Here is a 22,919-nt window from a genome sequence, read left to right as displayed (position 1 = left end):
AATGGGTCAGATGCCGATGCAAGGAGGAATGCCGCCAATGTACGGAGGGATGGGTCAAATGCCGATGCAAGGAGGAATGCCGCCAATGCAAGGAGGAATGGGTCAAATGCCGATGCATGATTGCGGATGTCGCGATTTCTCAGCACCCGTTGGTCATCAGCAGCCTCATTCTTTAAATGAGTGGATGTTCATGCAACAAACAAATCCACGCTCTTTTTAATAAATCCTTTACCCTAGATAAAAGGGATGTATTTTTGGATCTTTAGTATAAATATAGAATTTTATTAATTGAAACGTCATGAGAAAAAGAATAGTTCTTACTCTTTTTCCATGACATTCAATTTTTTGCAAATATTAATCACATCTTTTGGGTGTTTTCTTACATAAGAGAGTTTGGTAGAGTTTTTTAAGTATAAATACAGGGAAAAGAAGGCAAAAGCTCTATATTAAAGGGGAAAGGGTGTTTTTAGAATGATATTAGAAGTCACAGCTGCAACCTTACATGATGCTAAAGTTGCCCAGGAACATGGTGCCGATCGTATAAGTCTTGTAACTGGAATCGGAGAAGGCGGCTTAACCCCAAGCTACGGTTTGATGAAAAAAGTGAAAGAAACGATACATATCCCAATATTTGTGATGATTCGTCCACATAATCAATCTTTTCAATATGATGAAGACGATTTGCAAACAATGATTGAAGATATTCACTATGCAAGAGAAATTGGCATTGATGGAATTGAAATTGGCTGTTTAACAGAGGACAAAATTATCGATGAGCAAGCTTTAAAGCGACTGCTGGATGCGGCAGGAGAAATGAACGTAACGTTCCACTTAGCATTTGATGAAATCAGTGATCAAGAAAAGGCGCTTGAAACGCTTTTAAGCTATAAGCAAATTCAGCGTGTCATGACTTCAGGAGCGGATAAAAGTGCACTAAACGGTATTCCTCATATTAAAAAACTGTTAAGAAGAATGAAAGATAAAGATATTATTTTAATCGGGACAAAAGGGCTGAAACCTGAAAATCTTCAAGCGTTCTTATCCGTTACTCCCGTGAAAGAAATTCGTATCGGTTCAGGGGTTCGAGTGAATTGTCAATATACGAAACCGCTTGACCCAAGGAGTGTAAAAGCTGCAAAAGAAACGATGAATAAGCAAAAGTAACAGAAGTGCTACAAGGAATTGTAGCACTTTTTTATTTGGAAACAGAAAGGGACTTATTACATAGTTTTCCCTAAATGGAAAACATCATAAAACCCTGTGAATCCTTGATACATAAGAGAAATGCTGTGTTTTTTCGACTTTAGAGTGAAATAGGAATAATTTCATATTTTCAGAATAATCATTGACAGTGATAATCATTATCATTTATTGTTGTAATTGTTAATGAAAATCATTATCAATTGAATAAACAGGAGGATATGATATGTCAACGTCAACGAAACAACTTACATCAAACGAAATGCTGCTTGCTATGCAAAATGAACGTGAATCCAATGCAAGGTCTTATCCTAGACGCCTTCCTATTGCAATTAAACAAGCAAAAGGCGCCGTAATCACGGATATGGATGGAAAAGAGTATATTGATTGTTTAGCAGGAGCCGGCACGCTTGCTCTTGGTCATAACCATTACGTAGTCCATGAAGCAATACAAGACGTTTTAGCAAAATCTATTCCTTTACATACATTAGATTTAACAACGCCTGTGAAAGAAGCTTTTATCGATGAAGTATTTGCTAGTTTGCCAGAACAATTTGCAAACAAAGCGAAAATACAGTTTTGCGGTCCAACTGGAGGAGACGCAATTGAAGCGGCTTTGAAGCTTGTAAAAACAGCAACCGGCAACCGAACGATTTTATCTTTTCAAGGGGGATATCACGGCTCCACGCACGGAACGTTAAGCATCAGCGGTACAACGAGTCCCAAAAAGCACATTCATGCGCTAGTGCCCGATACACATTTTCTACCTTATCCATATGAATACCGCTGCCCGTTTGGCGTAGGTGCTGAAGGTCACACTTACATTAGTACATACATTGAAAATATGCTGGATGATCCTGAAAGCGGAATTGTTACTCCGGCGGGTGTTGTAGTAGAAATTGTGCAAGGAGAAGGAGGCTCTGTTCCGGCGCCGATTCCATGGTTAAAAGAGCTTCGCAGAATCACAAAAGAACGAAACATTCCGCTTATTGTCGATGAAGTTCAAACTGGAATTGGACGAACAGGAAAGCTGTATGCATTCGAGCACGCTGATATTCAACCGGATGTATTAGTGCTATCTAAAGCAATTGGAGGCAGCCTTCCTTTATCAGTCGTTCTATATGATAAAAAGCTGGATCAATGGGAAGCGGGTGCACATATCGGCACCTTTAGAGGAAATCAGCTTGCGATGGCTACAGGACAAGCCACTCTGCAATTTATAAAACAAGAAAACTTACCTGCACATGCTCATGAATTAGGAGCTTATATTCAGAGTCAGCTAAAACATATTCAAAAGCAAGTATTCTCAATTGGTGATGTACGCGGAAGAGGTTTGATGCTGGGCATTGAAATCATAGACGCAACAAAGCCGGCTAATAAAATCGGCAGTCATCCTGCAAACGGTGAGTTAGCTAAGCTGATTCAAAAAGAATGTTTCGACAGAGGCGTCATTTTAGAAGTGGGTGGAAGACATGGTGCTGTTATTCGTCTGCTTCCTCCATTAATTTTAACGAAACAACAAACCGACGAAGTGTTGACAAGATTTGAAGAAGCGATAAAAGCAGCAGAAGAGAAGTGGGTGAATAAATAAAATGGCGCCGTTTGAAAAGTGGTTTTTATCATCATCCAAAGAAAGCCTCGAGAATTATGAAGCCATGATGGGCGGAATGACAGAGATGATTAAACGTCACTACCATACACTAAAATCCCCTTATACTCACATAGACGTTGACGAACTATCGAACTTAGTCAATCGTGCGGTCTATTTTAGCGAACACGAACAGCCGCTAGAAGATCTGTTTGATGACGTACAAGCCGTAGTGATGGATCATTCGCTTCATGTTTCGCATCCCGGGGCAATGGCACACTTGCATTGTCCTCCGATTATACCGGCCCTTGCTGCGGAAGTGATGATTTCTGCTTTGAATCAATCTATGGACTCGTGGGATCAAAGTCCGGCAGCTACGTATATAGAAGATCAAGTGATTGATGAGTTAACACAACAAATTGGTTATCCAAGCTCTTCTTCCGGCGTTTTTACAAGCGGAGGGACTCAGTCGAATTATATGGGCCTTCTGCTTGCTCGTAATGAATATTGTCATGCTGCATTTTCAATTGATGTTAGTGAAGAAGGTTTACCGCTCCAAGCTAAAAAACTGCGGATTTTCTGCTCCGAAAAAGCCCACTTTACGGTGCAGCAATCTGCAGCTCAGCTTGGGCTGGGCATGAATGTAGTGGTGAGTGTAAAGTGCAATGAAAGGCACGAGATGGACATAGAAAATTTAGAAGAAGCAATACGGGAAGTTAAAGCAGAGGGAAACCTTCCCTTTGCTGTTGTAGCAACGGCAGGCACGACGGATTTTGGAAGCGTAGATCCTCTTTTTGAAATGAGTAAGCTAGCTAAAAAAGAAGGACTTTGGCTTCATGCTGACGCCGCTTATGGAGGAGCGCTGCTATTTTCACATAAATATCGTGAACGCTTAAAAGCTCTTGAACGGGCAGATTCTATTACGATGGATTTTCATAAGTGGTTTTATCAGCCGGTAAGCTGCGGGGCATTTCTAGTGAAGAATTCAGCTATGTTCAAACACATTCAGCTTCATGCAGATTATTTAAATCCTGAAGAAGATGAGCATGTACATTTGGTAGATCGCAGTATTCAAACGACCAAACGATTTGACGCCTTGAAGCTATGGCTGACTTTCCGTGCAGTAGGTACAAATGAGTATGGAAAAATGGTTGATCATACGATTGAAACGGCTAAGCAGACAGCTGAACATTTACGAAAGCAGAGGAATATTACGGTGTTAAATGATCCTTATATGAACGCGGTTGTATTTCGCTATGTGCCAGATACTTTATATAGTGATTGTCAAAAACAGCAGCACTATGAAAATAAGTTAAATCAGCGTATTCAGCAGCATTTATATGAAAAAGGCACTTTTATCATGGCAAAAACAAAGCATAAAGAGCAAGCTTATTTAAAGCTAACGATGTTAAATCCTATGATTACAGTTGATTCTGTTGCCACTCAGTTAGAGGAAGTCGTGGCTTTAGGAAAAGAGTTGGAGAAAAAGGAGGAGGGATTACGTGAACGCTCAGTTATCGGCTAATTTTATTACAATGCAAAATATTATTAATTGCTATATTCGAGAAACAGGTAAGGGAGTATGGCAGTCCGTTTCAGAAATGAAAAGCGAAGAAACGCTCGTTCTTAGGCTAGAAAAACAGCCGGTAACTCTTTACTTTCCAGTAAAGTACCGTTCAGCTACCGGACGTCACTTGTTCTTTCCGGTCTTTTATTATCGCATTCAGAAAGAGGAGCTCAAGGAGTTAGATGTCGTCACTCTTTTAGCCTTTCTTTTAAAAGAAGTAACAGATCATTTACTACAGGTAAATGAGCTGATTGTACGTGTGCTATTAAGCTACGAAAATATGAAATTGTTCATTGAAAAAAGACAGAAAGAGTTAGAAACGTGCTATAAATGGGACAAAACGTTCTTAGAATCTGAGCAGTCATTGCTTATTGGCCACCAGCTGCATCCGACACCTAAAAGCCGTCAAGGGATATTACCTGAAGAAGAAGAGGTGTTTGGGCCTGAAGTGAACGGCAGATTTCAGCTTCATTATTTTAGAGCACATAAATCGCTTGTTGCAGAACAGTCCGCCGAGAGTCAAACCGCTTCACAGCTTATTAAAGAGCAGTTGAAAAAAGATAAGAAGGCTTCTGAAGAATTCATACAGTCGTATTGCCAAGCGGATGATTATTCACTTATACCTATGCATCCGCTGCAAGCTCGTTATCTTTTAGGAAAAGAAGAAGTGTGTGAATGGATTCAAAAAGGCCGGCTTGCTTATCTAGGGCCACACGGTCAGCCGTTTTATCCGACTTCGTCTGTTCGAACCGTATACAGTGAAGATGCAGATGTGATGTACAAATTTTCTATTCCGGTGAAGATTACGAATTCACTGAGAGTGAATAAACGCAAAGAATTAAGCAGAGGTGTAGAAGTGAGTCGTTTATTGCAAGAAGGATTACAGGCGGAGCTTCAAGAAAATCATCCGGCTTTTCAAGTGATTGAAGATCCTGCTTACATCACGATCGGAAAAAAGGAGTTTGGGTTTGAAGTCATGATTCGAAGCAACCCTTTTCAAGGTGAGCAAGGGAACCGTACAACACTCCTAGCAAGTTTGTGTCAAGATCATGTGTTTGGGAAAGCTTCTCAAATTGAAAATATTATTAATCATATTGTTTCAAGTGAAAATAGTACGAATGAAGACATAAGCAAGCGCTGGTTTAAACGCTATTTAGATGTCTCTTTTCATCCTATGATGTGGCTTTACACTCAAAAAGGAATTGCGCTGGAAGCTCATCAGCAAAATTCCGTTATTAAACTTGATGAAAACGGATATCCATCGGTGTTTTACTACCGTGACAACCAAGGCTATTACTTTATGAAATCAAAGGAACAAGAGCTTCGCAAGCTGCTTCCTTCCTTAAACGGAGAAAGCGATACGGTATGTGATGATGCTGTAGCAGAAGAAAGATTTCGTTATTACGTATTTTTTAATCATATTTTAGGATTAGTTAATGCTTTTGGTGCAGCTGGCCTCGTTCAAGAGTCAGATCTGCTATTGATTCTGCGACAAGAAATAGAGAGGTACAAAGAAAAAGATCATACGGGGCTTGTTTCATCGATGTTAGAAGAGAAAGTGCTTCCTTGCAAAGCCAATTTCTTAACGCGCGTTCATGATATGGATGAGCTGGTAGGCTCTCTTGAAACGCAGTCTGTTTATGTAAATGTTGAAAATCCTCTGTACGAATCTGCAGGTGTACGGGTATGAAATCGGCATTACAAACGCAGTATCCATTTATGATGCAGCAAAAGGAGCAGAGCATCACCTTTCGCTCTGTTTCTTTTGCAAAAGATTTCGAACGGCTGTACAAGTGGATGCATGAACCGCATGTTATTCCGTACTGGAATTTAAATATTTCAAAACAGGCGTATGAACAGCATTTAAAAATATTTCTAGCTGATTCCCATCAAAAACTGCTAATTGGAGAAATTGACGGTGTGCCTATGAGCTATTGGGAATCTTATACGGTTGACGGCGATATTATCAGTAACTATTACCCTTATGAAAAAGGAGACCAAGGGATTCATTTATTAATTGGAGACCCTGCTTTTTTAGGAAAAGGCTATATTTATCCGCTCCTTCTTAGTTTACTAAAGCACAAGTTCGAGGTAGCAGATACTGCTAAAGTAATAGCGGAACCAGATATACGAAATGAAAAGATGATTGCAGTATTTAAAAAATGCGGGTTTCAATTTATGAAAGAAGTGTCGCTGCCTGATAAAACAGGCGTACTGCTGAAATGTGAAAGAACAGTATTTGAAAGAAGGTGGAGCGAATGGAACAACGGGACATTTTAGACGTAATTGGAGTAGGAGTTGGTCCATTTAATTTAGGATTAGCAGCTTTAATTGATAAAACAGATTGTACATATAAATGTTTTGAACAAAAAAAGGAGTTTAATTGGCATCAAGGAATGCTTTTAGAAGGGACAACTCTTCAAGTTCCGTTTATGGCAGACGTGGTCACGATGGTGGATCCGAAGAGTCCGTACACGTTCTTAAATTATTTGCATGAGCATGAGCGCTTGTATCAGTTTTATTTCTTTGAGAAGTTTCACATTCCGAGAAATGAATACAATCATTATTGCCGCTGGGTAGCGAGCCAGCTGAGTGGGCTTGAATTTAACAGCACAGTAAAAGAAGTAAAAATGCATGAAGACGCTAAACCTTTTTATGAAGTAACGGTTGAAAAAGAAGGAAAGCTTCATACCTATTACAGCTATCATCTTGTAACCGGAGTAGGTACACAGCCCGTAGTGCCAAGAGACTTTCAATCAGTAGCCAGCGATACGTTCTATCACTCCGCTCAGTACAAAATGAATCGTGAACAAACGCTGAAGGCTAAAAGTATTACCGTAATTGGCTCTGGTCAAAGCGCAGCTGAAATTGTCTATGACTTACTTCAACAGCAGCCTCAGTTTGACTATAAGCTGAATTGGTATACGCGCTCAAAAGGGTTTTATCCGATGGAATATTCAAAGCTTGGCCTTGAACATTTTTCGCCTGATTATACCCGCTATTTTTACAGATTGCCCCAAGAGAAAAAAGAGAGCGTTTTACGAAATCAAGCTCTTTTATACAAAGGAATAAGCTTTGAAACGATCGGTGATATTTATGATTTGATTTACGAACGAACAATTGGAGGAAAAGAAGTGCCGCTAACGATGCGCGCGCTTACGGAACTTGCAGGCGTTGAAAAGACAAACGATACACATCTTCTTACTCTTCACCAATACGAGCAGGACTCGTTTGAAAAAGAAGAAAGTGAAATTGTCATTATGGCCACGGGCTATCATGCAAAAGAGCCTTCTTTTATGGAAGGTTTAAAAGAACATTTGCTGTTTGATGAAAAAGGACAGCTGAAAATTAACGAACTCTATCAAGTTGAGATGAAGAAAAAAGGCGCCCCGCTATTCGTTCAAAACCGAGAACTTCATACACACGGGGTTGGAGCACCAGACTTAGGTTTAGGCGCTTATCGCAATGCTGTCTTGATTAATCAAATTGCAGGTAAAAACGTGTATAAAATATATAAAAATACTGTTTTCCAAAAGTTTGGGTTTTAAGAGATGATTTCTCCGCGCTTTGTTTTTATCTGTTTATTTATGACCATGACGTCGGAAGTGTTATTATCACCATTTTATCCGCAGTATTTTACAAGTGCTTTCCATGTGGATGGAGTTGCAATGACGTCTTTTTTTATTATTTGCTGCCGGATTGTGGTCATTGTTATGACTCCTTTATGGGGAATGCTGCTTAAGAAGTGGAAAGTAAAACATATAATCGTAGCGTCACTTCTAATGACAGCCTTAGTTAAAGTCATTCTGAGTGAAGTTTCTACTTTTTATGGGTTTTTAGCCACTTCGTTAGTATTACTTGTGTTTCAAAGCAGTTTATATCTTTTATACCCATATTTAGTAGGCGGCATGAAAAATGGACAGAAAAAGGCAGGTGCTGCAACAACCTATGTATTTATTGTTCATACGGCTATTATTGTCGCTAGCTTGTTTGGAAGTGCGATTATTGCATGGGAAATGCCGCTTAAAGTATATCAATACTTTGCTTTAGCTGATATGGTACTGGCCGTATGGCTCGTAACAAGAAAAGCTTCATCTTTAAAAAAAGAAAAAACACCAGCATACACTCAAAGTATAAACGAGCCTATTTTTTTCTATTTGCTGGCTATTTTCTTTTTTCACCTTGGACACAATGTCATTCGCCCTTATTTTACATTGTTTACAAGTGACACATATGGCATGAGCAGTCAAGGCAGCGCTTTGTTATATGTGATGCCGAGTATTATGGCGATCGTCTTAAAGCTTGCGGTACCTACAAAGCTATTTAATAGAAAAGTTATACCGCTTTTTTATAGCGTAACGGGTGCTAGTGCTTTACTGCTATGTTTGCAAGCATATGCCGATCATCTCAGCATGTTTATTATAAGTCGAATTTTATATGGAGCCGGGTTTTATCTCAGCATGGTTATACTTGATATCTACTTATTTCAAAAAAGCAAAGAAGGAGCTGCTTACTATTACAGCTGGCTTATTGCTGTTCAAAATATTGCCCTGCTGATTGCACCGCTTTTAGCACTAGAAATCAGCAAAGTAAATTTAGCGCTTCCTTTAGCAGTTGGTGCCGTTGCTTTGCTAGCTGCTAGCGCTGTAATGCCGTTGCGTAATAAAACAATCCCTATTCTAAGACAAGTAAAGGAGAATGAAGGATGAAAATCAAAGAAACGAATCTTTCCGTATTTAATAAGCAATCATGGGAAAAAGCAAATCGCCAGCTTTTAGCTAAAATGCTGCGGGAATTCATGTATGAAAATATTATTGAGCCAAAACAGCTGCAAAAGCAGGGTGCGCTTGCCACGTATCGATGGGAAGACCACCGAGGCGTTACGTATACATATCAAGCGAAACAGCGATTGTTTGACAGTTTTTCTGTACTGCCAGAAAGTATTAAGCTGACATCTAAAGCGTCAACCCCTACATTTTCAGAAGCGCTGCAGCTGTTAATTAGCTTATCTGAAGACAAAGGAATGTCTAGCTCAACTGCAGGTCACTTAGCAAAAGAATATTTTCATACACTAGTAGCAGATTTGCATTTGCAAAATCGAAAATCAGCGGATGAATTAGCAGATATGGATTATGCAGAGCTAGAAGGTGAAATGACGGGACATCCTTGGATTACGTATAATAAAGGGCGCATTGGGTTTGGCTATGATGACTATCTTCGGTTTGCGCCCGACCAAAAACAAAAAATTCAGCTTTCATGGATTGCTGTAGCGAAGCAAATTGCTTCTTTTCATTCATTAGATAACCTCGGCTTTGATGATGTTATGAAACAGGAGATAAGCGGTGAGACGCTAGCTGAATTTGAAAAAGAATTAACAAGCCAAGACCTTTTAGCAGCGGACTATTACTATATTCCCGTCCATGAATGGCAGTGGATGAACGTGATTGTTCCTTTATTCGCTGAATACATTGCAAATGATTTAATTGTTCCGTTAGGAGAAGGTGAAGATCAATACTTGCCTCAGCAGTCGATTCGGACATTTGTGAATACAACAAATCGAGATAAGTATCACGTGAAGCTTCCCATGAGTATATTAAATACGCTTGTGTACAGAGGCCTTCCAAGTGAGCGGACGGTAATTGCTCCTCAAGTCACTCAGCATATAAAAGGCATAAGAGATCGCGACACGTTTTTAAAAGATACGTGCAAAGTAGGGCTTTTAGGCGAAGTGGCTACGTTAAACGTATCTCAGCCAACGTTTGCTTCTATTAAAAACGCACCTTATCAGTATTTAGAAATGCTTGGAGTCGTTTGGCGTGAAAGCATTTATCAAGAGTTAGAAGAAGGCGAGCGTGCGATTACGCTAGCTGCGTTATTACATGTTGACAGTGAAGGACAAGCTTTAGTTTCGTCATATATAAAAAGGTCGGGCCTGACTCCTAACGAGTGGATTGATGCGCTAACCAGCGCTGTTTTGCCGCCGCTACTTCACTACTTGTATCAATACGGAACTGTATTCTCCCCCCACGGGCAAAATACGGTACTGGTTCTCAAAAATAACAAGCCGGTTCGAATTATTATGAAAGATTTTGTAGACGACGTGAATATTAGTGATCAGCCGTTTGAAGAACTGCAGCAGTTATCTTTTGAATTAAAAGAAGTGCTGCGCAGCGAAGAGCCAGAAGGATTGACGCAGTTTATTTTAACAGGGTTATTTATTTGTCACTTCCGCTATTTAGCGACTATTTTAGAAGAGCATGAAGGTGTAGAAGAAGAGGACTTTTGGAAAAGTGTACGAGCAGAAATTTTACATTATCAGGCATCATTTCCACATTTACAGAAAAGATTTGAATTATTTGATTTATTGCGTCCAACTATTACTAAGTTAACGTTAAATCGAAATCGAATGTTTGATTACGGATACGAAGACGACGGAGATCGTCCTCACGCAAGTGAATATGGAAAGGTACGGAATGCCTTGCATGAAGTTAGTGAAAAAGCTGTTCAATAATAAGGAAAAGCCGCTGGTGTTGTGCCAGCGGCTTTTTTATGGTTAATTCAAAAGCAGGAAGCGAAGGGGATGAGCTGTAGCACTTTAGGAAACACTCATTTTAGGTATGTGTAGAACGTAAAGGTGAGTGAATGAACGATTTAATGGGAGTGGATGTTAAAACAACAAGTACACAAGCTGAAGCAAACGTTTCAGCTTTCTTTTGTCAAAGCACTATTTCAATGTCGCATCGCTACAAGGATAATGGTACAATTGTCTGTATATTTAAAAAAAGAGAGGGAATTACATGAAATCGCATATTCAAAAACATTTAACTTCATATAAAGAGAAATATAAAAATCGCGGTCGGCTGCTAATTAGCTGTCCGGACAAACCGGGTATTGTATCGGCAGTATCTACGTTTTTACATGAGCACGGTGCAAATATTGTAGAATCAAGTCAACATTCAACGAACCACGAAGGGGGGATGTTTTTTATCCGTTTCGAATTTGAATGTGAGGATTTATTAGCTAAAGAAGCAAAACTAGAAGAAAGTTTCAAAAAAATTGCCAATACATTTTCAATGAACTGGCAGTTTACATATGCTCATAATTTGAAAAAAACAGCTATTTTTGTGTCAAAAGAGCCTCATTGTCTGCTAGAGCTGCTGTGGGCATGGGAAAGCGGAGATTTGATGACAGACATTGCTGTCGTTGTGAGCAATCACGAAGATGCGCGCGAAGTGGTTGAATCATTCGGTATACCGTTTAAGCATATACCTGCGACAAAAGACATTCGCCAAGAAGCAGAAGCCAAACAGCTGCAGGTATTAAAAGATTATAATATTGACGTGATTATCTTGGCGCGTTATATGCAAATTTTAACGCCGACTTTTGTGGCTGAAAATCCGTATCGTATCATTAATATTCACCATTCATTCTTACCGGCATTCATTGGAGCACGTCCATATGAACGCGCATATCAACGAGGTGTAAAGTTAATTGGTGCTACGTCTCACTATGTAACAGACGACTTGGATGAAGGACCAATTATTGAACAAGATATTGAACGCGTGAACCACCGTGATGATGCGGATGACTTAAAGAAAAAAGGCCGCTTAATTGAACGCACGGTGCTCGCACGTGCTGTAAAATGGCATTTAGAAGACCGCATTTTAGTGCATGAAAACCGCACAATTGTATTTAATTAACAAAGACTAAGCTGTTAAAAAAGTAGTTTAGCCGAAGGAAGATCCGAACGATGAATCGAGATTCTTGGCAGAGAATCTAACTCGTTCGGATCTTTTTATTTTGATAGTGAACGTAGATTTAATCTATTTAGTTGCTTCTAGCGGTTGATTGGAGGGCAAGGCGAAGACTCCTGCGGGGAAAGCGGAACAGATGAGATCCCCCAAGTGTAAGCGACGAGTAGGCTCATCAGCCGCCCGCGGAAAGCAAAGCCTTGCACGGAGAGCAACCGCGGTGTCATAAGCGATTCATACTCGATTATTTAATTGATTTTGTTAGGTCTCATTCTCGTTTTTTTAGGGGGAATTGCGTATCTAAATGATAAAAAACTTTTCTGCATGAGCTGAGATTTAGTTGTTTACTTAGCTCGTGAACACTTATACAATAGAAAAGGACTTTTTAATAAAGGAAGTGTCGGAAGTGAAACAATATCTTGAACTTTGCGAGCATGTGTTAGCAAATGGAACAAAAAAAGAAGATCGGACAGGAACAGGTACAATTAGCACATTTGGCTATCAAATGCGTTTTAATTTACAAGAAGGTTTCCCGGTATTAACGACAAAAAAACTTCATTTAAAATCAATTATTCATGAACTGCTTTGGTTTTTACAAGGAGATACAAACGTTAAGTATTTACAAGATAACGGCGTGCGCATTTGGAATGAATGGGCGGATGAAAACGGCGAGCTTGGCCCTGTGTATGGGCATCAGTGGCGTTCATGGCCAACGCCGGACGGAGAAAAAATTGATCAGATTACCAATGTTATCAATCAAATTAAAAACAACCCTGATTCTCGCCGCTTAATGGTAAGCGCCTGGAATGTGTCTGATGTAGACAATATGGCTTTACCGCCGTGTCACTGCTTATTTCAGTTTTACGTAGCGGACGGCAAATTGTCTTGTCAATTGTATCAGCGTTCAGCTGATATTTTCCTAGGCGTACCGTTTAACATTGCTTCATATGCGCTACTTACAATGATGGTGGCACAAGTGTGTGATTTAGAGCCGGGTGATTTTGTTCATACGTTTGGCGATGCGCATATTTACAGCAATCACATTGAACAAGTAAACCTGCAGTTGACGCGTGAGCCTCATGCTTTGCCAAAAATGAAAATCAATCCAGACGTAAAATCAATTTTTGACTTTAAATTTGAAGACTTTGAGTTAGTAGACTATAATGCGCATCCTCACATCAAAGGAGCTGTGAGCGTATGATTTCCCTCATTGTCGCAATGGATCAAAACAGGCTGATCGGTAAAGAGAATGATTTGCCATGGCGTCTTCCGGAAGATTTAAAGTATTTCAAGCGCATCACAACGAGTCATACGATTGTAATGGGAAGAAAAACATTTGAATCAATTGGACGACCGCTTCCTAATCGCGAAAATGTGGTTCTTACGCGTCAAAAAGATTATCAGCAAGAAGGAGCAACCGTTATTCATTCAGTTGAGGAACTAGAAGCATTAGATGCTGAAAAAGAAGACGAGCTCTTCGTGATTGGCGGAGCTACTCTGTATGAACAAACATTAGACGTTGCAAACCGACTTTATATTACGCATATTGAAGAATCCTTTGAAGGAGATACACATTTTCCTGCGATTGATCTGAGCGAATGGAAAGTTATTTCGAAGCAGCAAGGAATTAAAGATGAAAAAAATCCCTACACGTATTATTTTACCGTATACGAGCGAAGCTGATCTCTTTTGTTTATAAAAAACGCGAGTCTGGGACAAAGTATGTTAGTCGAAGAAAGATCCGAACGTTGAATCGTTCGGATCTTTTCATTATAAGGATGAAGGTAGATTTCATGTATGTAGGTGCTTTTAGCAGTTGAGTGGAGGCTCACCGGCCGCCCGCGGAAAGCAAAGTCTCGCATGGAAATCAAATGCGGTGTAACAAGCACCCCTTACTAGCTAGCTTCTATACTCCATTTATTCGTCTTTAGATTGATTTCGTTATGTTTCAATCTCTTTTTATATTGATTTTAATTGCTTCATCATTTCGTGAAAAGCCGCTGGGCTCACAAACTGTTCAGGGCTCCAGTTAGCTTCAATCCATTGAATCAGCTCGCTTGGTGTATTAAAAATTTCTCCGCTCGTATCTGCTTTGCGAAGCATGTATCTATCGTTTTCTTCATCTGCAACTATTTCGCACGGAACGGCACTTTCAAGACTTTGAAGTGAAAACTCCATCTATTCCACAACCTTTCTTAATTTATACCTGTTATCGCATCAGCTGCATGTAGAAAGTATGGGCAATTTTGTAAGTCTATTTAGCGTTTGCTAAACATATGTAAAGTATGTGGACAGTAAAATAGTTGGAAAAGTTTTTTTAGTTATTATTAATGAAAAATAATGATTTTTCTAAATTTTTTGTGATATAATGTACAAATTAATAATGGTAGAAGAGGAAGGAAGTTGGTTATGAAACAACAAGTAGATAATCGAACAAAACACGTACATTTAGAGGACATCATGATTGCAAATCAATTGATTAAAGATGTTGTTGTGCATACACCACTACAGCGTAATGACGTTTTGTCTGAACGATATGAATGTAATATCTATTTAAAACGTGAGGATTTACAGGTGGTGCGCTCATTTAAAATTCGCGGTGCGTACAATCGAATCAAAAAGTTATCCCCAGAAGAATTAGAAAATGGAATTGCCTGTGCAAGTGCAGGAAACCACGCACAAGGTGTAGCATATGCGTGCCGTCATTTAAACATCGATGGTAAAATCTTTATGCCGAGCACAACGCCGCGCCAAAAAATTAATCAAGTGAAATTTTTAGGCAAAGATAACGTAAAGGTCGTACTAATCGGAGATACGTTTGATGATTCTTATGAACAAGCTATTGCATGCAGTGAAGAGGAACATCGAACATTTATTCACCCATTTAATGATGTAGACGTTATTGCAGGACAGGGTACAGTAGCCGTTGAAATGTTCAATGATTGTGAAGATGAAATTGACTACGTATTTGCGGGTATCGGCGGGGGCGGATTAATTTCCGGTGTCGGCACATACGTAAAAAGCATCTCGCCTCAAACAGCTGTGATTGGGGTAGAACCAGCAGGCGCGCCTGGTATGCAGACATCTTTAGCAAATGGAAATGTAGTGACGCTACCGGCAATCGATCCATTTGTAGACGGAGCAGCTGTTAAAACAGTTGGAACGCTTCCGTATGACATCAGTAAAGAACTTGTGGATGATATTGTAGTTGTTCCTGAAGGCAAGGTTTGTACAACCATTTTATCTCTATACAATGAAAATGCGATTGTAGCAGAACCAGCAGGAGCTCTTTCGATTGCTGCTCTTGACTCATACCGTGAGCAAATTAAAGGAAAAACGGTTGTTTGCGTCATCAGCGGAGGAAACAATGACATTGGACGTATGCAAGAAATCAAAGAACGTTCAATGATTTATGAAGGATTACAGCATTATTTTATCGTTAATTTTCCTCAGCGCGCAGGAGCTCTTCGTGAGTTTCTAGACGAAGTGCTTGGACCGACAGACGATATTTCGCGCTTTGAGTATACGAAAAAGAATAACAAAGACAGCGGACCGGCACTTGTGGGAATTGAGCTCAAGCATAAAGAAGATTATTATCCACTGATTAATCGTATGGACAAAAAAGGATTCCCTTACACAGAAATTAATAAAGAAAGCAACTTGTTTCACTTATTTATTTAAATAGAAGGTCGTTTTAAAAAGGAATGCTTCATCAACTGTCGAATAAGTTGATGAAGCATTTTTATTTTAAAAAATATTTGTGTTTTCTTTTTATTTTATCAAGACAGAAAGTGCCTGAAGCATTATAATAAAATAAACGGGTAAAAAGAGGGTTGATCGCCTTGCTATTAAAAAGCCTTGAATTTAAACATGTCAGTGGTCAAAAAGTAAAAATTACTGAAATTCCAGTTTTAGAGGAAAATAGCACGTTTCGGTTCATGTTATCTGCAAAACTTGATTTATTTATTAGACAAATCACGAACGAATCAGTTCCGAAGCAAACCTACTCGTTTCAAGAATATTTAAAACGCGTGTTGAAATGGAAAGATTACGAACAGCTCTTTAAGTCTCATGTATTAAAACATAATGCATAAACGTAAAAGTTGACTTTTCTGAATATTTCAGCGGAGTCAACTTTTTTTGTTAATATAAAAGGTTGAACATGCGTTTTACGAATTAGCAAAACTTGCATTCTATTATAACTATATTGTTGTAAGTGTTCATGTTATACTAGTCTGCAATGCATCTTATAGGGGTGAACACATGGCGAAAATTAAAGTGGTAACGGATTCAACAATTGATTTAACGTTGGAAGAAGCTGAAAAATACGGTATTGAGATGATACCTTTATGTATTAACATTGATAATGAAACGTATTTAGATCGCGTAGAATTAACGCCGACAGATTTTATTGAAAAAATGAAAAATTCAAAAGAATTACCAAAAAGCTCTCAGCCAGCTATTGGTTCTTTTGTTGAAGTATATGAACGATTAGTTAGTGAAGGGTATGACGTCATTTCGATTCATATGACTGGAGGAATGAGCGGAACTGTTCGAGCAGCTGAAAGCGCGGCTCAAATGGTAGAAGGAAACATCACCGTTGTTGATTCTATGTACATTACAAAAGCTCTTTCGTTTCAAGTCTTTGAAGCGGTGAAAATGATTGAAGATGGGCATACAGTAGAAGAAATTATCACGCGCTTGGAAGAGGTGCGTCAAAATACGAATCTTTTTGTCGTAGTTGATACACTTGAAAATTTGGTTAAAGGTGGACGTATTGGACGAGGAAAAGGATTGATCGGTTCTCTTTTAAATATTAAGCCAATTGCTTCTCTAGCTGACGGAGTATATACTCCTGTTGCTAAAGTGCGCAGCCATTCTCAAATTGTTAAGTTTTTAACGAAACAGTTCGAAGAGCATACAGAAGGAAAAAGTATTAAAGGAGTAGGGCTTGTACATGCAGATGGATTTGGACTCGCCTCTAAGTTAAAAGAATCAATTGTGAAGGCAAGGGGCTATACGCAATTTTCGATTGAAGATACGACGCCTATTATTTCAACGCATACAGGTATTGGTGCAATTGGTTTTATGTATTTTGCTGAATAAAGTGGGTTGCTTTTTGCAAGTCACTTTTTTGGCTTTCTCTTTTTTGGAAAAAGAGGAAAGAGAAGTGGACCAACGTGTGATATAATAGAATCAACTTTCTACCAGCGAATGCTGTGCTGGTTACTATTCTTTTGAATCCGGAGTATACCGATGAAAAAATATATTCGAAATTTGAGTGTGTTTAACAAAACGGTTTTATTTTCTACTTTAATTGTAGTTGCCCTTGGAGTCATTTCTTTAGCCATTAGCTATCAAGTTCAAAAAAAGATGGCAAAAGAGACACTAACGCAGCACGCGTTAATTATGGCCGATTTATGGAGGGAGTCTTTATCTAAACAAGACGTAATAGCAGCAGTGGATTCAAGGAACGGGACGATTCCTGAAAAAGACGAGCTAGAAAAGCAGTTCAGAAAGATTTACGAATTGCATCCGTCGTACTTGCAGGGATATATTATGACGACCGAAAAATTCCAGTCGCATGGAAATAAGATTATCGTAACAGCGAATAAGAAAATTAAGCAATCACTAGAGCCATCCATGATTTATTATGGAGGAGAAGAATTTTACAAATCATTTAAGCAAGCAGAACAAGAAAAGAAAAATATCGTAACATCTACATACAAAGACGAATTCGGGACGTGGATAACCGTTTTATCGCCTATTACAAACAGCTCCGGAAAAGTCGTGGCTATTCTTGGTGTAGATATAGATGCAAGCGCTATCTATATCTACCAAAAACGTTTAATTGTGGCTTTGGCCGTTGCGTTTACGATTTTGTTTACCTTCATTATTGTTATTCAAGACTGGGGACTAAGGCGATTAATGTCGCCCCTAGGAGAATTAGTAGAAGGAATTCAAGCAGTAAGTCAAGGGAAGTTTGATGTGAAGCTGACATACGAAGATGATTCTGAGTTAGGGAATGTACACACAAGATTTAATGAAATGACCGAGCGGCTTCAGCAGCTTTTTCAACAAGTGTCAGCAACAAAAGAACAGCTGAACGTAGAAACGAATTTCAATCATTCAAAAGATGGAATTGCTAAAGCGATTGATGAATTGGAAGTTATTATGGAAAAAACGAGAATGCAAAAGGAATTGCAGCGAGCAGAGAAAATGAATGCAATTGGTCAATTAGCTGCTTCTGTAGCCCATGAAATTCGAAATCCTATGACGGTGGTAAAAGGGTTTTTACAGCTTTTTCAAGATAACACAAAGCTTTCAAACACTGAATTAAGTTACATTCATCTTATGATTAACGAAATGGACAGAGCGGAAGCGATTATTCATATTTATCTTTAGCCAAGCCGGATGTTCATCAGCATCGTTTTATTAACTGCTTGGAGTGTATTACAAGCTTAGTAGACTTATTATCTTCTTATGCTTTGTTAACAAATAATATACTCATAGAATTAGACGCAAAAGAAGAGATGTATGTTCGCGGCAGCCGAAACGAATTGAATCAAATTCTGCTTAATATTATGAAAAATGGAATTGAAGCCATGAGAGCTGGAGGAACGCTTCGAGTAGGGCTTTACAAGCGAGAAGGACAGGTACATATTCAAATTGAAGATACTGGTATAGGCATGACCAGTGAACAAGTGAACCGGCTGGGAACAGCATTTTATTCTTTAAAAGAAAAAGGAACAGGGATTGGTCTGATGGTGTCTTATCAACTGGTCGAACAAATGAATGGAAGAATTGAAGTGGAAAGCATACCAGGAAAAGGTTCAACGTTTACCTTGATTTTCCCTAGCTATGACTAAACTTTAACCGTGCAGGAGGAACATATGAAAAGCTGGTCTTATAAATTGTTTTTTTTACTGCTTATTAGTTGTATGATGTTAACAGCCTGTGGTTCCAAAATAGAAAATCCTCTCAATTGGAAGATGGACTCTTTTTCTTATGTTAACCAAGATCAAAAGAAAGTAGGGCTAAGTCAGCTGAAAGGGAACGTTTGGGTAGCTAACTTTATCTTCACAAGCTGTGAAACCGTATGTCCCCCAATGACGGCTCATATGGCTAAATTACAAAAAATGGCCAAGGATGAAGGGCTGGACGTTCGCTTTGTTTCATTTAGCGTAGACCCTGAAGTGGACACTCCACCGAAAATGAAGGACTATGCGACTAAATTTGGCGCTGATTTTTCGAATTGGGATTTCTTAACGGGTTATAAACAAGCGGAAATTGAAAAGTTTGCTCTGGACCAATTTAAAACGATTGTGAAAAAGCCGCAAGAAAATCCGCAGGTTATTCACGGTACGGATTTTTTTCTAATTGACAAAGATGGAGTCATTCAAAAATCTTATCAGGGAGTGACTGATCCTCCTTATGAAGATATGATAAAAGATATCAAAACCCTTCAGTAAGAGCTATAAATCCGTCAAATCTATCCGCCAAACACAGCTATCTTTATAGTGATGTGTTAGCGGATATTTTTATGAAAGAAACATGCTTATCCTTTTTTTTACATATACTATATATAAGAAACGTAGTAAAATATCAACTTGACATAGTATGATAAGATATAAAGATATAGTTATTCAGAGCGGTAAGCAGTATTGCTTGTGACAGCGAGAATACAGCATAGTTAGTAGGTGTTATGATGAGAAAATGGAAAAGTATAGTGATAAGCAGTATGAGTGCGGTGGTGTTAGCGAGCTGTTCGACGACGACTTTTTTGCCGACGGACAATAAAGAAGAAGCCGTTCAGAAAGAAGTGGATTTAACACCTAAAAAGCATATTCCGAAAGGCTTTTTTCCTGTAGATTTAGATATTGTAGCCATTGGTGACTCATTAACAGAAGGAGTAGGAGATGAGTCTAAAAAAGGCGGTTATGTACCATACTTAACTAAATACCTTTCTAAACAAAATGAAGTGCAAAATGTACGAACAGAGAATCTAGGCAAAAGAGGAAACCGGACGGATCAGCTATTAGCGAGGTTAAATCAGCCGGGAGTAGCAGCTGAAGTATCAAGAGCAGACATCGTTTTCTTGACGATTGGCGGCAATGACGTGATGAAAGTGGTAAGAGATTACTTTTACAATATCTCAATTAAAACGTTTGAATCACAGCAGTCAAAATATGAAAGACGTCTAAATGACGTGTTTTCACGTATACGTAAGCTTAATCCTAATGCTCATATTTATTTAATTGGTTTTTATAATCCATTCTTTAAATCATTAAGTGATGTGAAAGAAATTAATGTCGTTATTAATGAATGGAATGCGGCAAGCGAGAAAATTGCTTCTCAATATGATAATGTAAGTTATGTAAAAATTGATGATATTTTTTATGATTCTGACGTAAATTTATTAGGGAAAGACGAGTTTCACCCTAATAAAAAAGGGTACAAACTAATGGCTGAACGCATTAGTAAATCAATGGAGGAAGAAGATCCTCTCGTTGGAGATCAGAAAAAGGAAACAGTAAAAGAAGTTACATCTGATGAAAAAGAGAAAAACACGAAAGAGAGTGGGAACGAGTAAGGAGATTGTTATATGAAGAAGTGGAAAACCCTATTTATCGCGTTATTAGGGATTAATGTTCTAGGGGCTATCCTTATTATTGCGTTTATTTTTCAACCGGTTGACAAGGCCAATCCAACTCCCTCTGAAAAAGTAGAAGGAGACGCAGAACTAACTATTTTGGCTAAAAAAGCGGACTTAAATGTACTGATTGATAAATATTTAAAGAAAGAATTTAAGAATCAGCCGCTTAACTACAAAATTACTCTCACCGATGTAGTAAGAGTAGACGGTACGATTCAAGTATTCGGCGATGACATTAATATTCGAATGACATTTGATCCAATCGTACAAAAAAATGGAGATATTGTGCTTGAACAGCAGTCACTTTCTGTTGGAAAGCTGCAGCTTCCTGTCCGCACAGTGCTTCGATACGTAAATAATAACTTTGCGCTACCAGAATGGGTAACGATTGATCCAAAGAATGAATCAGTATACGTAGCGTTACAGCAGATGAAGTTAGAGAGTGATTTTGCTGTAAAAGTACAAAAGTTTGATTTGAAAAATGATGATATTCGCGTACGTTTAATTTCGCGCAGTGAATAAAAAAACCTTCCAATTTGGAAGGTTTTTTTTGTTAACGATCTTGGGAGATCAGCGCTTCTAATGCAGGACGGCTCTTAGCAAATCCGACGGCATATACCGTATATGTTCGATTCGGACGAAGGTTCAGTGCAGGGATTTCGAGTACTACATTTTTGGTTCCTGCTATGCGTACGCTAAGTTGAACATGCATGGGGGACAAAGGCAAATATTTTGTGACTTCTTTAAACTGCACTCCGGAAAAAATGACGTCTCCGCCTCTAGCCGCAATATCTACAGCAGGAGCATCAGGAGAAAGGTGCACAAACCGAAGCTTTGTTTCTCCACTTGGTACATCCGTATTGTCATAGATAAACAATAAATCAAGCTTGTTTAGTTCATCTACCGCCGCTACCGTGTAATTTTGGTTTCCTTCAAATGTAAATGATTCCGTTAAAACAGGTCTTCCGGTTTCTCCAGCGGGATAAATAGAAATTGTATATCTTCCAGGTTCTTGTAATTCAATATAATCTGTTTCTTGTTTATAAGTTAAGTTGCGAATCACTCGTTTGTTGTTAATATAAATATCTACAGATGGAGAATCTGGAGAAGCGTGAAGTATACGAATTTGCGGCGGATTTACGCGCAGATTCGTATTTTCAGAAGAAGTTAAGATGGCCTGCTGGATATAGTACAAATGCTTTTGATAATAATGAATATGCTTAGATGGATCACTATACTTATAGTAGTTAGCTAGAAAATCGTATTTCATTGCTTTTTTAATATATTGATCAAAGGAATAATTAGCCATATGTTCAGCTCCCTTATTGTCGGAGTATAAAAACATTTCCATACGTAACCAAACATATGCTAAAATTCATAATTTATGCCGATCACTGATCACTCCCGAGACCTCCAAGAAGAAACAATGAGCCAAATGCCCTCTATGTGCATATACTGAATCAAATTATTGACTGAAGGCTTATTGTACGACCGAAATTAGTATAGAAAAAAGGAGTGAGAGCATGCGCGATTTTTATGCTCGGATGCTACGGTTAATTATGTTAAGTTTTTTACTGCTGCTACTTTTAATTCAATTTACAGAGCGCTCTACTTCATTTATTCACATTACCCCCGCGCTAAATAAAGTAACCGAGCGAATTGAGCTGATTACCTATGATGAATAAATGTATGTTTTCTGCGTTTCGATATGTACTTGTTCTTTATGCTATCTGCTTTACATTTTTATTTGTTAGTACAGTTCCAAGCCTATTTGGTTTCACCGTGACCGTTCAAGAAACGGATTATCACCATCTGCATCGCGGAGATATAGTTGTCTTTAGAGACGAATTATCTTCTTCAAAGAATGAACTTGTACTGGCCCATAATCCAGAGCTTGATGTACTGGTTACAGCTCAAAGAGATTCTTTGCCTGCTTCTTTTAAAGTGATTGGAAGCTACGCATACCATCTCCCGTATATAGGGGTCATTATTGAGTTTCTGAAAGATTTTACTACGTTACTGGTAATGGGAAGTATTTTACTTTTGTTGTTTTCGTATACGCTGCAGCCCAAAAGGCGAATATGGCGTAAGAGAAAGTAAAAAATGGGCGAATGCACATACAGGACAATCAACTAACGCATATAAAGTACAGTGTAC

The 22,919-nt window shown here is 38.7% G+C and carries 24 protein-coding genes and 1 pseudogene; 23 read left to right on the top strand and 2 right to left on the bottom strand.

The window, feature by feature from the left end:
• From OK414_RS21285 to OK414_RS21225, 13 genes and pseudogenes are all read left to right on the top strand, one after another.
• Nucleotides 1-220, top strand: a pseudogene (locus OK414_RS21285) (hypothetical protein); the annotation flags it as partial.
• A gap of 251 nt (nt 221-471) precedes the next feature.
• On the top strand, nt 472-1,164 hold the full coding sequence (locus tag OK414_RS21280; RefSeq protein ID WP_014458532.1) for a copper homeostasis protein CutC: 693 nt from the start codon (nt 472-474) through the stop codon (nt 1,162-1,164).
• 262 nt (nt 1,165-1,426) lie between these two features.
• Nucleotides 1,427-2,791, top strand: a complete 1,365-nt coding sequence (locus OK414_RS21275) for an aspartate aminotransferase family protein (RefSeq protein ID WP_016765332.1) — start codon at nt 1,427-1,429, stop codon at nt 2,789-2,791.
• 1 nt (nt 2,792) lies between these two features.
• The gene (locus tag OK414_RS21270; protein WP_263045031.1) at nt 2,793-4,313 is read left to right on the top strand and encodes a pyridoxal phosphate-dependent decarboxylase family protein; all 1,521 of its coding nucleotides are present in this window, start codon (nt 2,793-2,795) and stop codon (nt 4,311-4,313) included.
• Nucleotides 4,291-6,045, top strand: a complete 1,755-nt coding sequence (locus OK414_RS21265) for an IucA/IucC family protein (protein ID WP_263045030.1) — start codon at nt 4,291-4,293, stop codon at nt 6,043-6,045. The genes OK414_RS21270 and OK414_RS21265 overlap by 23 nt, the downstream gene beginning before the upstream one ends.
• A complete protein-coding gene (locus OK414_RS21260) occupies nt 6,042-6,635 on the top strand; it encodes a GNAT family N-acetyltransferase (RefSeq protein WP_095378698.1) in 594 nt (197 codons plus the stop codon). Before OK414_RS21265 ends, OK414_RS21260 begins: the two co-directional genes overlap by 4 nt.
• Nucleotides 6,614-7,903, top strand: coding sequence for a lysine N(6)-hydroxylase/L-ornithine N(5)-oxygenase family protein (locus tag OK414_RS21255; protein WP_263045029.1), 1,290 nt, complete (start codon nt 6,614-6,616; stop codon nt 7,901-7,903). Before OK414_RS21260 ends, OK414_RS21255 begins: the two co-directional genes overlap by 22 nt.
• A gap of 3 nt (nt 7,904-7,906) precedes the next feature.
• Nucleotides 7,907-9,064: an MFS transporter gene (locus OK414_RS21250; protein WP_205661884.1), complete on the top strand. Its 1,158-nt coding sequence runs from the start codon at nt 7,907-7,909 to the stop codon at nt 9,062-9,064.
• Nucleotides 9,061-10,866 (top strand): IucA/IucC family protein, encoded by a 1,806-nt coding sequence (locus tag OK414_RS21245; protein WP_263045028.1) that lies wholly within the window; start codon nt 9,061-9,063, stop codon nt 10,864-10,866. The genes OK414_RS21250 and OK414_RS21245 overlap by 4 nt, the downstream gene beginning before the upstream one ends.
• A gap of 131 nt (nt 10,867-10,997) precedes the next feature.
• Nucleotides 10,998-11,156, top strand: a complete 159-nt coding sequence (locus OK414_RS21240) for a hypothetical protein (protein WP_013084700.1) — start codon at nt 10,998-11,000, stop codon at nt 11,154-11,156.
• The gene (gene purU / locus OK414_RS21235; RefSeq protein ID WP_013084699.1) at nt 11,153-12,055 is read left to right on the top strand and encodes a formyltetrahydrofolate deformylase; all 903 of its coding nucleotides are present in this window, start codon (nt 11,153-11,155) and stop codon (nt 12,053-12,055) included. The genes OK414_RS21240 and purU overlap by 4 nt, the downstream gene beginning before the upstream one ends.
• Nucleotides 12,056-12,512: 457 nt before the next feature.
• Entirely contained in the window at nt 12,513-13,307 is a 795-nt protein-coding gene (locus OK414_RS21230; RefSeq protein WP_013058746.1) for a thymidylate synthase, read from the top strand.
• Nucleotides 13,304-13,789: a dihydrofolate reductase gene (locus tag OK414_RS21225; protein WP_016765324.1), complete on the top strand. Its 486-nt coding sequence runs from the start codon at nt 13,304-13,306 to the stop codon at nt 13,787-13,789. The genes OK414_RS21230 and OK414_RS21225 overlap by 4 nt, the downstream gene beginning before the upstream one ends.
• A 276-nt stretch (nt 13,790-14,065) precedes the next feature.
• Here the strand turns inward: OK414_RS21225 and OK414_RS21220 are convergent, their stop codons facing one another.
• The gene (locus OK414_RS21220) at nt 14,066-14,284 is read right to left on the bottom strand and encodes a hypothetical protein (protein ID WP_034649345.1); all 219 of its coding nucleotides are present in this window, start codon (nt 14,282-14,284) and stop codon (nt 14,066-14,068) included.
• Between the two features lie 231 nt (nt 14,285-14,515).
• On the opposite strand from OK414_RS21220, the gene ilvA reads away from it, so the two are divergent.
• The 8 genes from ilvA (at nt 14,516) to OK414_RS21180 (ending at nt 21,284) form a co-directional block, all read left to right on the top strand.
• Nucleotides 14,516-15,787: a threonine ammonia-lyase IlvA gene (ilvA, locus tag OK414_RS21215; protein ID WP_013084697.1), complete on the top strand. Its 1,272-nt coding sequence runs from the start codon at nt 14,516-14,518 to the stop codon at nt 15,785-15,787.
• A gap of 161 nt (nt 15,788-15,948) precedes the next feature.
• Nucleotides 15,949-16,200, top strand: a complete 252-nt coding sequence (locus tag OK414_RS21210; protein ID WP_013058743.1) for a YpmP family protein — start codon at nt 15,949-15,951, stop codon at nt 16,198-16,200.
• 169 nt (nt 16,201-16,369) lie between these two features.
• Entirely contained in the window at nt 16,370-17,212 is an 843-nt protein-coding gene (locus OK414_RS21205) for a DegV family protein (protein WP_013058742.1), read from the top strand.
• A gap of 150 nt (nt 17,213-17,362) precedes the next feature.
• Complete coding sequence (locus OK414_RS21200; protein WP_263045027.1) at nt 17,363-18,511, top strand: histidine kinase dimerization/phospho-acceptor domain-containing protein; 1,149 nt, start codon at nt 17,363-17,365, stop codon at nt 18,509-18,511.
• Between the two features lie 38 nt (nt 18,512-18,549).
• Nucleotides 18,550-18,975 (top strand): ATP-binding protein, encoded by a 426-nt coding sequence (locus OK414_RS21195; RefSeq protein WP_263045026.1) that lies wholly within the window; start codon nt 18,550-18,552, stop codon nt 18,973-18,975.
• Nucleotides 18,976-18,999: 24 nt separating this feature from the next.
• On the top strand, nt 19,000-19,578 hold the full coding sequence (locus tag OK414_RS21190; RefSeq protein ID WP_034649347.1) for an SCO family protein: 579 nt from the start codon (nt 19,000-19,002) through the stop codon (nt 19,576-19,578).
• Between the two features lie 233 nt (nt 19,579-19,811).
• Complete coding sequence (locus OK414_RS21185) at nt 19,812-20,699, top strand: SGNH/GDSL hydrolase family protein (RefSeq protein WP_234943464.1); 888 nt, start codon at nt 19,812-19,814, stop codon at nt 20,697-20,699.
• Nucleotides 20,700-20,711: 12 nt separating this feature from the next.
• A complete protein-coding gene (locus OK414_RS21180; protein WP_013058738.1) occupies nt 20,712-21,284 on the top strand; it encodes a YpmS family protein in 573 nt (190 codons plus the stop codon).
• Nucleotides 21,285-21,315: 31 nt separating this feature from the next.
• Here the strand turns inward: OK414_RS21180 and OK414_RS21175 are convergent, their stop codons facing one another.
• Complete coding sequence (locus OK414_RS21175) at nt 21,316-22,071, bottom strand: DUF4397 domain-containing protein (protein WP_034649350.1); 756 nt, start codon at nt 22,069-22,071, stop codon at nt 21,316-21,318.
• 214 nt (nt 22,072-22,285) lie between these two features.
• On the opposite strand from OK414_RS21175, the gene OK414_RS21170 reads away from it, so the two are divergent.
• On the top strand, nt 22,286-22,447 hold the full coding sequence (locus tag OK414_RS21170; protein ID WP_013084692.1) for a hypothetical protein: 162 nt from the start codon (nt 22,286-22,288) through the stop codon (nt 22,445-22,447).
• Nucleotides 22,437-22,862, top strand: a complete 426-nt coding sequence (locus OK414_RS21165; protein ID WP_016765317.1) for a hypothetical protein — start codon at nt 22,437-22,439, stop codon at nt 22,860-22,862. Before OK414_RS21170 ends, OK414_RS21165 begins: the two co-directional genes overlap by 11 nt.
• The last annotated feature ends 57 nt before the right edge of the window (nt 22,863-22,919 follow it).

The sequence above is a fragment of the Priestia sp. JV24 genome (genome assembly GCF_025910025.1).
GTDB lineage: Bacteria > Bacillota > Bacilli > Bacillales > Bacillaceae_H > Priestia > Priestia megaterium.
The sequence above is the reverse complement of the archived record's forward strand: the minus strand, read 5'-3'. Positions and strand labels throughout refer to the sequence as shown.